Annotated in this window: 11 protein-coding genes; 5 read left to right on the forward strand and 6 right to left on the reverse strand. The window is 42.0% G+C overall.

Going from position 1 to position 13,343, the window contains the following annotated elements; genetic code table 11:
* Positions 1 to 5: 5 nt before the first annotated feature.
* Positions 6 to 2,264, reverse strand: coding sequence for a glycoside hydrolase family 3 N-terminal domain-containing protein (locus D2V08_RS09640; RefSeq protein WP_119607897.1), 2,259 nt, complete (start codon positions 2,262 to 2,264; stop codon positions 6 to 8).
* A 176-nt stretch (positions 2,265 to 2,440) separates the two neighbouring features.
* On the opposite strand from D2V08_RS09640, the gene D2V08_RS09645 reads away from it, so the two are divergent.
* From D2V08_RS09645 to D2V08_RS09665, 5 genes are all read left to right on the forward strand, one after another.
* Positions 2,441 to 4,621, forward strand: a complete 2,181-nt coding sequence (locus D2V08_RS09645; protein WP_119607898.1) for an alpha-glucuronidase family glycosyl hydrolase — start codon at positions 2,441 to 2,443, stop codon at positions 4,619 to 4,621.
* Between the two features lie 16 nt (positions 4,622 to 4,637).
* Positions 4,638 to 5,378 (forward strand): SDR family NAD(P)-dependent oxidoreductase, encoded by a 741-nt coding sequence (locus D2V08_RS09650; protein ID WP_119607900.1) that lies wholly within the window; start codon positions 4,638 to 4,640, stop codon positions 5,376 to 5,378.
* Between the two features lie 27 nt (positions 5,379 to 5,405).
* Entirely contained in the window at positions 5,406 to 6,566 is a 1,161-nt protein-coding gene (gene uxuA, locus D2V08_RS09655) for a mannonate dehydratase (protein WP_220473398.1), read from the forward strand.
* 152 nt (positions 6,567 to 6,718) lie between these two features.
* Entirely contained in the window at positions 6,719 to 6,955 is a 237-nt protein-coding gene (locus D2V08_RS09660; protein ID WP_119607904.1) for a carbamoyltransferase N-terminal domain-containing protein, read from the forward strand.
* 247 nt (positions 6,956 to 7,202) lie between these two features.
* Positions 7,203 to 9,326 carry an elongation factor G gene (locus D2V08_RS09665; protein ID WP_119607905.1) on the forward strand — a complete coding sequence of 708 codons (2,124 nt, stop codon included), beginning with the start codon at positions 7,203 to 7,205 and terminating at the stop codon, positions 9,324 to 9,326.
* Between the two features lie 208 nt (positions 9,327 to 9,534).
* Here the strand turns inward: D2V08_RS09665 and D2V08_RS09670 are convergent, their stop codons facing one another.
* The 5 genes from D2V08_RS09670 to D2V08_RS09690 form a co-directional block, all read right to left on the reverse strand.
* Positions 9,535 to 9,837 (reverse strand): type II toxin-antitoxin system RelE/ParE family toxin, encoded by a 303-nt coding sequence (locus D2V08_RS09670; protein ID WP_119607907.1) that lies wholly within the window; start codon positions 9,835 to 9,837, stop codon positions 9,535 to 9,537.
* Positions 9,824 to 10,075, reverse strand: a complete 252-nt coding sequence (locus D2V08_RS09675) for a type II toxin-antitoxin system ParD family antitoxin (RefSeq protein ID WP_119607909.1) — start codon at positions 10,073 to 10,075, stop codon at positions 9,824 to 9,826. Before D2V08_RS09675 ends, D2V08_RS09670 begins: the two co-directional genes overlap by 14 nt.
* 270 nt (positions 10,076 to 10,345) lie before the next feature.
* On the reverse strand, positions 10,346 to 10,807 hold the full coding sequence (locus tag D2V08_RS09680; protein ID WP_119607911.1) for a nucleoside deaminase: 462 nt from the start codon (positions 10,805 to 10,807) through the stop codon (positions 10,346 to 10,348).
* A gap of 138 nt (positions 10,808 to 10,945) precedes the next feature.
* On the reverse strand, positions 10,946 to 12,118 hold the full coding sequence (locus D2V08_RS09685; protein WP_119607913.1) for an alpha/beta hydrolase-fold protein: 1,173 nt from the start codon (positions 12,116 to 12,118) through the stop codon (positions 10,946 to 10,948).
* Positions 12,119 to 12,180: 62 nt separating this feature from the next.
* The gene (locus tag D2V08_RS09690) at positions 12,181 to 13,062 is read right to left on the reverse strand and encodes an MBL fold metallo-hydrolase (protein WP_220473394.1); all 882 of its coding nucleotides are present in this window, start codon (positions 13,060 to 13,062) and stop codon (positions 12,181 to 12,183) included.
* Positions 13,063 to 13,343 lie beyond the last annotated feature (281 nt).

Raw genomic sequence — 13,343 nt, forward strand, 5'->3', positions numbered from 1 at the left:
TAGGTTTAATTTAGGGTGATGGTTCCAGTGCTCATTTGTGGAGCTCCCAGTTCAAAGCTCCGTTGCATGGGACTGCTACCACCTACATACACCTTAAAATTTCCCGGTTCAAAAACCCTTTCGCCCTCGTTGTTCACCATTTGGAAAACCGAAGGCTCTAAAGTGAAGGTAATTTTTTTAGAGCTTTTAGGTTCCAGACTTACCCTTTGTACCCCGAATAATTGAAAATTTGGAACAGCCACAGAAGCCTCGGTATCTGATATATAAAGTTGTACTACGTCATCAGCTGTAACCTCGCTTTCATTCGAAATATCAAGGGATACAGATACTTGGTCATTCTTGGTAATGGATGTTTTTGAAATACTGAGGTCGCCATATGAGAATTCCCCATAGCCAAGGCCATAACCGAAAGGGTAAAGTGGCTCTTGATCCATGTATTTATAGGTTCTTCCTTGCATGGTATAATCTTCATAATCGGGGAGTTGGTCCAAGGATTTTGGAAAGGTAATGGGCAATCTTCCAGAAGGGGAAACATTGCCAAAAATAATATCGGCTATGGCGTTACCACCTTCTTCGCCGGGATACCAAACCAAAAGCACGGCATCGGCCAGGTCATGTACCTCTGCCAAGTTGATAGGGCTACCACCCGTAACAACAGCAATAATAGGGCGCTCTCCCGCGGCGTCGCGCAACTTTCTTAAATAGGTAATTTGGTTTTGTGGAAGGTTGTAGTCCAGTCGGTCTCCTGCTGTGGCGGATGCCAGAGCGGCTCCTTCTTCACCTTCCAAAAGATTGGAAATGCCCAATACCGCAATGGTGGCATCGCTTGTACCCGCATTTGGGGAAGCCCAATCCTGAGGATTAAGTGATTCCCTGTCCAATAAGGCTCCCTTTCTATACTGTAATTGGCTTCCTGGATGAATAGCACCGGCCACTCCTTCCAAAACGGTCACCATTTTTGGATTTACACCATAATAGTTGCCTAAAAGGACTTCGGTATTGGAAGCGTTGGGACCTGTTACAAAATATCTGGAAAGGTCATTCTTTAAGGGAAGCACGCCATTGTTCTTTAGCATAACGATACTTTTCTGTGCTACTTCCCGCGCTAGATTTCTATGCTCGTCGCTGTCAATCACATCGGTCGGGATATCGTCGTAGGGATTGCTTCCTTTTGGGTCGAAAAGTCCCAATTTAAAACGGGTGCGAAGCAAAATGGCAAGTTGCTCATCAATCTCTTCCTCGGTAATGAGTCCTTGCTTTACAGCCTCTGGTAATCCTTCTAAATAGGTACTGCCACAATTAAGGCTCACACCGCTTTTAACGGCAAGGGCTGCTGCTTCGGCCGGAGTATTCACGACGCCATGTCCGCCATTTTCCGGAGAATTATAGAAATCTTCCAGTGCCCAGCAATCGCTTAGCACATGGCCTTCAAAATTCCAAGTGTCCCGGAGTACATCCGTGATCAAATAATTATTGGAACAACAAGGTTCTCCGTTGGTGCCGTTGTAGGCACACATTACGGCTTCAACATCGGCGTCCACTAAAGACTTGAAAGCGGGCAAATAGGTTTCCCAAAGATCTTTTGGGCTAGCTGTGGCATTGAACTCGTGGCGTAGTTTTTCAGGTCCGCTATGCACGGCATAATGTTTGGCACATGCAGCGGTCTTTAAGTATTTTGGATTCTCCCCTTGAAGCCCTTTAACGAACGAAGTGCCCAGAATCGAAGTAAGAAAAGGATCCTCGCCATAGGTTTCCTGGCCGCGACCCCAACGAGGATCCCTAAAAATATTAATGTTGGGTGTCCAAAATGTGAGTCCGCTATACCTAAGATGGTAGCCTTTGTCCTTTGCTGCATTGTGCATGGCTCGGGCCTCGTCAGAAATGGCAGAACTCACCCTAAAAGCAAGGTCGCTGTCAAAAGTAGCACCGAGTCCAATGGCCTGCGGAAAAACAGTGGCAGTACCGGACCGTCCTACTCCGTGCAATGCTTCGTTCCACCAGCCATATGGAGGTATTCCCAAACGTTCTATTGCAGATGTGTTGTGCATCATCTGATCCGCTTTTTCTTCCAATGATAATCTCGAAATCAAGTCCGTTACGCGATCATCTATAGATAATGAAGTGTCGTAAAAAGGGAATTCATACTCTGTATTCCCTTCGCCGGTTGCTATATTGTTGGTGGTTGAATTATCCGTTTTTTGGTTGCATGATGAAGATAATAGGGGGATCACAGCATACAAGAAGAGTATCTTAAAATGTTTCATTGGTTGGCATTTTTTAATATTTTTCTTCAAATAAATTTCAAATTTCGTAAAAATATCGATTTTTGCAATCGATTGCACTGTACATTTTGTTAATCTATGAATTTTTTAGTTATTTTACTCAACGCAATTGATTGATTTAATAATAAATCAATTTTTTTTTGTGCATTTCCAAAATGATGAGACATATTCTTAAAGTAATAAAGCTATTCCTTTTTTGTTCTACTATTCTTCTGAGCACCACCGTGTTTTCCTTTTCCAATGGGTACGATTTATGGCTCAAATACCATATAATTTCCAATGTTGAACTACTTGAAAATTACCGAAAAAACCTTGAAAGTGTTTATTTGGAAGATGGAGGGGAGACCTTGGACATTATTCGTAAAGAGCTGTCCATGGGTCTTGGAGGTCTTTTGGATGAAACGGTTAGTTTTAAAGCTTTTGATACGGCTGAAAACCAATTGATTGTTTCCAAGTTTGGAACCCTCCCGGAAGTTTTTAAGAATGAGGTCAAAATGGATCTTTTGAAAAAGGAAGGATACATTATCAAATCGATAAAACAGGGAAATCAATCCTATGTTTTGGTTACCGCAAATAGCGATCTAGGGCTACTTTATGGTACCTTTCATTTACTTCGTGCCCTGAAAATGCATGAATCTTTGGACGGGCTTGATATAAAAGAGTCTCCAAAGGTCGATGTACGGATGTTGAACCATTGGGACAATTTGGATAGAACTATCGAAAGGGGTTATGCTGGATTTTCTATATGGAACTGGCAAACCTTACCCGATTACATTGATCAGCGATATATTGATTATGCCCGGGCAAATGCATCAATAGGAATTAATGGTACGGCCTTGACCAACGTCAATGCAAATGCCCTTATTATAACTCCGCAATACCTCGAAAAGGTAAAAGCTTTGGCCGATGTTTTCAGGCCATATGGTATAAAGGTATACCTCACGGCTAGATTTTCCGCTCCCATGGAAATAGGTGGACTGAGTACCGCAGATCCTCTTGACCCCGAAGTGATTCAGTGGTGGAAGGATAAGGCAAAGGAAATCTATAAAAGTATACCCGATTTTGGAGGATTTTTAGTAAAAGCAAACTCTGAAGGCCAGCCAGGTCCTCAAAATTACGGGCGAACCCATTTAGATGGAGCCAACCTTTTGGCTGATGCAGTGGCACCTTATAATGGAGTGGTCATGTGGCGGGCTTTCGTTTATTCCGAACACGATGCCGAAGACAGGGCCAAGCAGGCTTACACTGAGTTTGTTCCGGACGATGGAAAATATAGGGACAATGTATTGATTCAGGTAAAAAATGGTCCCATAGACTTTCAGCCAAGAGAACCGTTTCATCCATTATTCGGGGCTATGCCCAATACCCCGCTGATGATGGAGTTTCAGATAACAAAGGAGTACTTGGGTTTTGCCACACATTTGGTATACCTCCCCAAACTATTTGAGGAAGTGCTGCAGAGCGACACCTATCAAAAAGGGAAAGGTTCTCTGGTCGCCAAGGTGGTGGACGGTTCCCTGAACAACAAAAAACTAACGGGAATGACAGGTGTTGCCAATATTGGAACAGATATCAATTGGACAGGCCATCCGTTCGGACAGGCAGATTGGTACGGATTTGGAAGGTTGGCATGGAATCCTTACATGGACTCCAAAGAGATAGCTGATGAATGGTTGCGCTGTACTTTTGGCAATGAAAAACAATTTTTGGAACCCGTCAAAAAAATGATGATGGAATCTAGGGAAGCGGTAGTCAATTACATGAATCCGCTTGGCTTGCACCATATTTTTGATACCAGTCACCATTATGGTCCAGGTCCTTGGGTGGGCAATCTATCACGTCCAGAATGGAACCCTGTTTATTACCATAAAGCAGATGAGGAAGGTATTGGTTTTGATAGAACAAAAACAGGCAGCGATGCGTTGTCACAATACGCTCCAGAGTTGGAAAAAATGTACGCCGACCTAGATACCTGCCCCGAGGAATATCTGCTGTGGTTCCACCATTTGCCTTGGGACTATAAGCTCAAAAGCGGAAGAACCTTATGGGATGGTCTTGGAATAAAATATCAAGAGGGAGTGGACCAAGTACGCGAGATGATCACAATTTGGGAAAATATGAAATCTTACGTTGATAGTGACACCCACCATCAGGTAAGCATGTTGTTGGATATACAGCTCAAGGAAGCCAAATGGTGGCGAGATGCTTGCATGCTATATTTTCAGACATTTTCAAAAATGGATTTTCCGAAGGAAATGGAAACTCCGGAGAATACCTTGGAATACTATAAATCTTTGAAATTCCCCTATGCGCCAGGTATACGCCCGCGCTGGGATTAAATTTTAACAATACCTAATGAATAAAAAAACAGCCATAGTAACTGGAGGTAACTCTGGACTTGGATATGCAACTGCCAAGAAATTTTGTGACCAAGGCATCAAAACCTATGTGATAGGCCGCACCAAGGAACGTACCGAAAAGGCCTGTGAGGAAATGGGACCAAATGCAGTCGCATTGATCTTTGACTTGACAAAACTGGATGAGATTCCACAAATCGTTCAAAAAATATACGATGATGAGGGACATATTGATATACTTGTCAACAATGCGGGTATCAATATGAAAAAACCATTCATAGAGGTAACCGATGAAGAATTTGAACGAATAGTGCATACCAATCTCTTTAGCGTTTTCGCCATCAGTAGGGAAGTGGTTAAAAAAATGAAAGAAACCGGTGGTGGAAGTATAGTCAATATCAGTTCTATGGCCGCACAATACGGTCTACCTCAAGTAATCGCATACTCGTCCAGTAAAACGGCCATTGAGGGTATGACACGTGCCATGGCCGTGGAACTTGCCCAGTTTGGCATAAGGGTGAATTGTATAGCCCCAGGTTTCATCAAAACAAAAATGACAGCGAAGGCATTGGACTCCGATGCAGATCGTAAAAATAAAGTGTTTTCCAGGACACCAATGGGTAAAATGGGACTGCCGGAAGATATTGCGGATGCCGTTTACTTTATGTGTTCAGATGAATCCAAGTTCGTGACAGGGACCGTTTTGCCTATTGATGGTGGGAACAGCATTGGTTTTTAAAATATGGGAGAGAGACAGATGATCACCATGCAGCAAAATATGCGTTGGTATGGCCCCCATGATGGTATACGTCTTCGTGATATCAGACAATGTGGGGTAACGGGTGTAGTTACCGCACTGCACCAAATTCCCGTAGGGGAAGTTTGGAGTGTGGACGATATTCAGGAAAGACAGCGCATGATTGTTGAAGAGGGCATGGAGTGGACCGTAGTGGAAAGCTTACCGGTCCACGAGGATATCAAAAGACAAGGAGGGGACTACCAGCAATATATTTCCAATTACAAAAAAAGCCTTGAGCATTTGGCCGAATGTGGCCTAAAAGTGGTGGCATATAATTTTATGCCCATTTTGGATTGGGTCCGCACCGATCACGCATTTGTTAACCCCGACGGAACCAAAGCGCTTCTTTTTGATGAGATAGCCTTTATATTTTTTGATGTCTTTTTGTTGAAAAGACGCGGAGCGGAAAGCGATTATTCCAAAGATAAGGTGGAAGAAGCTTCGGAATATGGAAAAACTTTGAGTAAAGATCAAAAGGACCAACTATTTAAGAATGTATTGTTGGGATTGCCTGGAAGCGATGAAAGTTTTACCCCAGAAAAGATTTTGGAGCTACTGGATGCCTACAAGGGAATTGATGACCAAACACTGCGGAGCAATTTGGTTCATTTTCTTTCCGAAGTCGCTCCTGTCGCTGAAAGAGTGGGCATAAAGTTGGCGATACACCCGGACGACCCTCCTTTTTCGGTTTTGGGCTTGCCAAGGGTGGTATCCACAGAAGAGGATTTAGCGCAAATTTTGTCGGAAGTTCCTGTAAATGCGAATGGACTGTGTTACTGCACAGGTTCTTTGGGTGCACATCCCGATAACAATCTTTCACGAATTATAGATACACATGGTGACCGCATTCATTTTTTGCATTTAAGAAATGTCAAAAGGGAAGATGGGAAACGCTTTAGGGAATCCGAGCACCTTTATGGTGACAATCCTATGGAAGAAATTATTGAGAAACTACTTTTGTTGATGGACAAGAACGGAGCAGCACTCCCAATGAGGCCCGATCATGGATTCCTGCACTCTTTGGAAGGTGCGGAAAAGTACCCTGGATATTCTTTAATAGGAAGACTTAAAGGATTGGCGGAAATAAGAGGAGTGGAGCTAGGATTGGCCCATAAACTAAAAATATAGGTCAGGTCTGACTCGGTACATATGTAAAACAATGGTTGCCAGTGAAGCTTTCATAGGAGGCTTAAACATCATTGTATCTCTAATAAGAAAGCATTTACAACTATTTCTTGTTATTTTAAAGTTCATATTGCCCAAAAACATAAGCAAAGGGTATGAAAATTCTTGGTATTTCGGCTTACTATCACGATTCCGCAGCGGCTATTATTGTTGACGGTAAAGTGCTGTTCGCAGCCCAGGAAGAAAGATTTACGAGGATAAAGAACGATGCATCCTTTCCCGAAAATTCAATACAATTTTGCCTTTCCGAATCAGGGTTTGCCATTAACATGGTTATCGATAAAACTATAGTCACCTTGAATAATTTTGCGGTTTTCTTCCTGCCTAACTAAAAAAAACCTGATGACATGGACCACCTTAATCAAAGTCCGGTCCATCCCATGCCATATCTTCGTTCATGCTCTTTGTCCCGTTTATTTCTGGCCGTTGGCTATGTTTTGAGATAATATCGCTTTCAGGATCCAATCAAAGGATAGGACCACACTCTTTTTTTATTGATACACGTGGATAAAAGTCATGTTTTTTGTTAATCCGTAGCTTTATTTTTAACAATACGAACTGAAAAAACAAATAACAATCATGAAAGTTTACGATGACAAGCATATCAAAAATGTGGTATTTGTAGGTGCCCATGGAAGCGGTAAAACCACGCTCGCCGAAACAATGTTGTTCGAGGCGGGCCTGATCAAACGCCGCGGAACGGTAGAGAACAAGAGTACCGTATCAGATCACCATGATATAGAACACGAACGCGGGACTTCGGTCCTTGCCACCCCACTGCATACCGAGTGGCGAAACTACAAGATCAACATTATCGACACCCCCGGACTTGACGATTTTATCGGCGAGATCCTTTCTTCCATTCGCGTGGCCGATTCTATCGTAACCGTCATCAATGCCCGGTATGGAGTGGAGATAGGCACAGAGATCATTTGGAACTATATTGCCCGCTACAACAAACCCACCATCTTTGTCATCAATCAAATCGATCACCCCAATGCGAATTTCGACGATAGTTTTAAAGGAATCCGTTCCCTTGTGGGATCCAATGCCGTAAAAATTCAATATCCCTTGGTCATCGATGGGTCACAGTGTATCGTAGACGTACTTAAAATGAAGCTTTACAAATTTGGTCCCGACGGTGGGAAACCCGAAAAATTGCCCATCCCCGATAACCAAAAAGAACTGGCGAACCAATTGCACAACGAATTAGTAGAAAAGGCCGCTGAAAACGACATGGACCTATTGGAACTTTTTGTGGAGAAGGGAACTTTGAGCGAAGAAGAATTGCGACAAGGCATTAAACTAGGCATGCTCAATCATGAACTTTTTCCTGTTTTCTGTGTTTCGGCCCTTCAGGATATGGGCAGCGGCCGACTTATGGGCTTTATTGATAATGTAGCCCCGGCTGCGGCCGATTTGAAACCGGAGCAGAGCGTAGAGGGTAAAGCGGTTAAGCCATTGCCTACGGAACCTACAGTGCTTTTCGTATTTAAGACGGAATTTTTGCCAAATGTGGGCCAGATTACGTTTTTTAAAGTAAAATCCGGAGAACTCAAGGCAAACGACAGGCTGGTCAATGTCCAGAACGGTGAAACGGAGACATTGAATCAATTGTTTATCATGGACGGCAAGGAGCGCCGGCCCGTTTCAAAATTGAACGCAGGTGATATCGGCGCCTCGCTCAAACTAAAACATACCAAAACCAATGATACTTTGCATGCCGAAGGGCATCCGGTAACCATCAAGCCCATTCAATATCCCGAGGCCCGTACCCGGAAGGCGGTGGCTGCTGTTGAGAAGCACGATGAAGAAAAAATGATGGAGGCCCTTAAAAAGATACACCTTGAAGATCCCACGGTCGTCGTTTCCTATTCTCATGAATTAAAACAGCAGATATTGGCTTGTCAAGGCGAGTTACAACTATCCGTTATCAAATGGTCCTTAGAAAACGAGTATGGAGTCAAGGCTGATTTTTCACGGCCCCGTATTGCGTACCGCGAAACCATAACCCGACCTGTTACGACCAGCTATCGCCATAAGAAACAATCGGGCGGGGCCGGTCAGTTTGCGCAGGTACATATGAAAATCGAACCCTGGCACCAGGATATGGCCGAGCCCGAGGGCTTTAGTATACGGGGCAAAGAAGAGGTAGAACTGCCCTGGGGCGGTAAATTGGTCTTTTATAACTGTATCGTTGGCGGCGTTATCGATCTGCGGTTTTTGCCTTCGATAAAAAAGGGAATTTTGGAAGTGATGGAATCCGGTCCTTTGACCGAATCCTATATCCGTGACGTTCGTGTCATGGTCTATGATGGCAAGATGCACCCGGTCGATTCCAACGACATTGCTTTCAAGATTGCTGGAGCCCACGCTTTCAAGTCCGCCTTTTTGAATGCAAGGCCCAAACTTCTGGAACCCATCCGTAACCTTAACGTAAAAGTTCCGGAAGATACTGTTGGGCAGGTCATGACCGATCTGCAATCGCGTCGGGCCGTTATTTTGGGAATTGAAAGTGCCGATCAGTATCAGATTCTCCGATGTACCGTCCCTGAAGCGGAACTTTACGGGTATTCTACCGAGCTAAGGTCGCTTACCCAAGGTAAAGCCACATTCCATGCTACATTTTCGGCATTTGAGCCCGTTCCAGGAAACATTCAGGAAAAAATCGTAAAAGAAAAAGATCAACCTGTGGATGCATGATTTGGATTTAGTCTCCAAATAGGGTGTCGGACGCTACGGTTGATCCTTCTCGGTCTTTTGTACTGATGGGCTGGAGCTTTTTGACCATGCCGGATATTGGCAAGCATTAAAAGCAACCTCATGAAAAAAGTCTATGGTTTAATTTGAAGAAAGTCTAAATGAATGAAACCACATTTTGAATGAGTAAGAAGAATCGTTTATTTGAACTTTACTTAAGGTGTTTTGGAAAATCCATCCGACCGCCCAAAACTCTTACAATGAATATTTTCTCATTTTCCACAAAATAGAATATGACATGTGCCTTGTACCTATAGCGTAGCAACATTTTGTCCTTTACTGCCACATATCTCTTTCCGAGTTCAGGGTTGTCGCCCAAATCAGTTATAATAGTTTTGAGTCCCTGGGCATATTTTAAAGATTGCCCCTCACCGAACTTTTTTATTGTGTATTTGGCAATGGCCTTCAAATCTGCCTTTGCCTTTGCACTAATGACAAATTTATTTTCCGGCATTGTGCTCGTTTATAGCTTCTTCCCAAATACTATCGATAGTAGCATCGGTCGGACCGCTTTCAATTCCTTCGATCAACGCTTCGTTCAAATCAACGATACGTTTTCTACGCTCTTGATCCTTTCGAATTATGTCCCTGATATATTCACTGTCGTTCGTGTAGAACCCTTGCTCGATCAAACTTTTGACAAAGGCATCTTGTTGTTCCGTAAAAGTGATAGATTTTCTAATTACCCCCATATTGAACCAATATTATTAATAATGATTCAATTTAAGCAAATAATTTGGTATAGACAACAATGGAAAAAGTAAACTCTTTATGATTAATGAAGTTATATTAAGGTGAAAGTTAAATAAAAACGGTGATTTAAATTTAATTAATAAAAATTGTCTCCAAATTTTATTATCCTGGTAACAGAAAGCATATCCATATGGTCAAAAGTTACCTATTCGGTAACCTTTTTTTTTGGATAAAAGGGTTAATATTTTTGTTACCGTATCTGATTTCCGTTACATTTTATGAAGCCTGGAAGCCTCTTTCTCTAAAAACGGCCCAAGGACCTCTACCTTTCTTCCTCCTTTTGCCAACACATCCCTAATGGGAATTTCAAAAACCCAATTGGGGTCATTTCTACCTACAATTTGATAATAGGTTTCTTTGCTCAATCCATAGACAATTTTACCAATGCCGCTCCAGTAAATGGCCGATGTGCACATGGGACATGGCTCATCACTGGTATAGATGGTACAATTGTTCAAAAAGGAATGATCATATTTTTTGCTTGCTTCCCTGATCAAATTAATTTCGGCATGGGCCAAACAATCCTTATCAGTGGCAATGGTGTTTTCACCTTTCAAGAGTACTCGACCATTCCCAGTGACCAGAATACAGCCAAAAGGCAGATTACCTTTTCTTTTTGATTTACGGGCGGTTTCAATCGCCATTTGGATAAATTTTTTATGTTTCTCCATGGATTGATTTTAATTTTGATGTCTTATCGCTTTTGCTCATTGCACTTCAATACCACCTACATGATTTCCTCCCCACTTATTCGACATGACTTGCTATATTTTTTAAAAACTATATCGAAATCTTTTAGCAACACTGTTTTATTCCCTTTTTTCCAGTTCTGATAATTTCATCTTGACATGTTCGTTCTTTGGATTCAGTTCAAGGGATTTTGAGTAGTTGTCTATGGCCTTTTTCTTATCTCCAAGCGCTTCATAGGCTTCGCCCAGACTATCAAAAGCATTGTATGAATTAGGGAAATTCTCCGTATTCAGGATAAAGAATGCCAAGGCCTTCGACATTTCACTTTTATTCCTGCTTCGAAGCAATCCATATCCTATTCGGTTGACAAGCTGTTCCGGCGGTCTAAAATCCCACGAAAGTCGGTGTGAAATCGATTGAAAGTGCTGAATCAACTGTTCCTTGCTTTTCACATCACGATAAGAAATACCATAACCATCAAATAGAGTGGAGATGCCATTGTAAAAAGCGATTGGGGGCACAGAAGCATGGTTTTCATTTTCGAAATATTCCATTTTGGCCGGAAAATCACCTTTACATATGCTGTTCAACCCTTCATATAATCTCACATGACGATCACGGTTTCTAATATTCCTCTTTCCCCAATTTGCTGTGGCCAAATAAAGAAATCTTTTAAAGGATTGGTCGGTAACTGCTTCCAATTTTTTGTCCAGGGTTTCTACATCCCAAGTGCCAAAACTGGGATCCACTGCAATAAAAGCACTAAAAAGGGATTTTTCCTTCATATAGGCATGGGTGGTCAATAAAGCACTTAAAGAATGTCCAAAAAGAATTCGGTATGGATCGCTTCTATACTGGCTGTCCAATTCGGGAATCAGTTCATCTTCCAAAAATCTCAAAAAATTTTCCCCTCCCCCCGAATTGTTCTTTCTTACAGTAATGACTTTATCAGGGGTATAGTCCCTTCTGCGATCTACATTCTGAACACCCACCACAATCATTTCCGGAATTTTCCAACTTCGGTATGCATTGGAACTGAGATAATTTACCACCCCAGCTATACTTTTAAAATGTACGTTCCCATCGAGAACCATAAGTACTGGATAGCGCTTGTGGGATGATTGTTCATCATTGTAAGAGTCCGGCAGGCTGATCCAATACCCTCTGTCTTCATCCAAAATATTGGAGTGGAGCATATGTTTTGTTCCCAACATGATGGATTCGGTATCCTGAGACTTGATCTGCCCAATGCCCATGCATATAAAAAGTAATACAATGATGTTTTTATTCATTTTGTTGATTTTTTAAAATCGGTATGGACCACTGTTTTGCTCTTTGTTTTTTCTGAAGGTCTTTATTGCTGCAAACTATACATCAGTTTGACATGCCGTTCAATTTCATTATCAAAATCTTGATAAAGGGATTTGTATTTTGGCGCAAGATTAGCCTTGACACGCAATAGGGTTTCATTGAATTTCATACCATTTTTATGGTCCGTATGAACCCGCTTCCAAACAGTCGATAACAATTCCGCATCCCTCATTATTGCTTTTACGGTCGTTGCTTTACCGTGTCCCGTTAAGACAATATCAGGACCTAGCTCTGCAATTTTATGAAGCGTATCAATCATATTTGGAACATTACCGTGATCCGTGATCATCGGCATCCAATCTGAACTCAGAACGTCTCCCCCGAATATAATTTTTTGTTCGGGCAACCACATTAAAATATCTCCGGGTGAATGAGCACTATTGCTGAAAATAAATTCAACGTCCATCCCTCCGAAATTACGTTTTTGTCGTTGAACCAATAAAATATTGGGATACTTAAGCTGCGTGGTTCCGATTGCACCATGGGTCACTTTGGCATAAAACTCAACATCATCTTGACCATATTTTTTCATTGTAGAAACCGACTGTTCACTAGCAATAATTTCAACCACGGTATTGGTAAATGCCGCATTGCCCAACCAATGATCTGCATGACTGTGCGAATTGACCACCCAACGGACAGGAAGGTCCGTAACCGTTTTAATGGCTTTTTTGATGTTGTTGCCTATTGTTTCAGATGAACCGGTATCAAAAAGGAGTACGCCCGTTTCGGTAACAACAAAATGAACATTGGAATTCCATCCCTTGTTTTTGGGGGTGGGCAATCCTATGGATGGCGAGATGATGCTATATACATTTTCTGTGATGGTTGTCACCACAAAATCGGATTTGATATTCTTTGCCATGGAAATTTGGCCGATAAGCAGAAATCCAAAGAGATTAAAACGGAGTATTCTCATTTACTTTATAATCTTTTCATTTTTTTGTGTTTGCAATGTAGACTATACAAACCCAAAAATGTTACAATGGAATCAAAAAAAGGTTGTAATCGGAGCCATTTCGAACCTACCGGAATCTGGACGGAAAAAGAAATCGTTTATTTGAACTTTGATTTGGTGAATCCAATCATTTTGAATTAGGACCGTCATTGAAAAACTTTAATACTCTTAAGAATTGTTCGGTCATT

It is taken from the genome of Flagellimonas lutimaris (assembly GCF_003581615.1).
GTDB lineage: Bacteria > Bacteroidota > Bacteroidia > Flavobacteriales > Flavobacteriaceae > Flagellimonas > Flagellimonas lutimaris.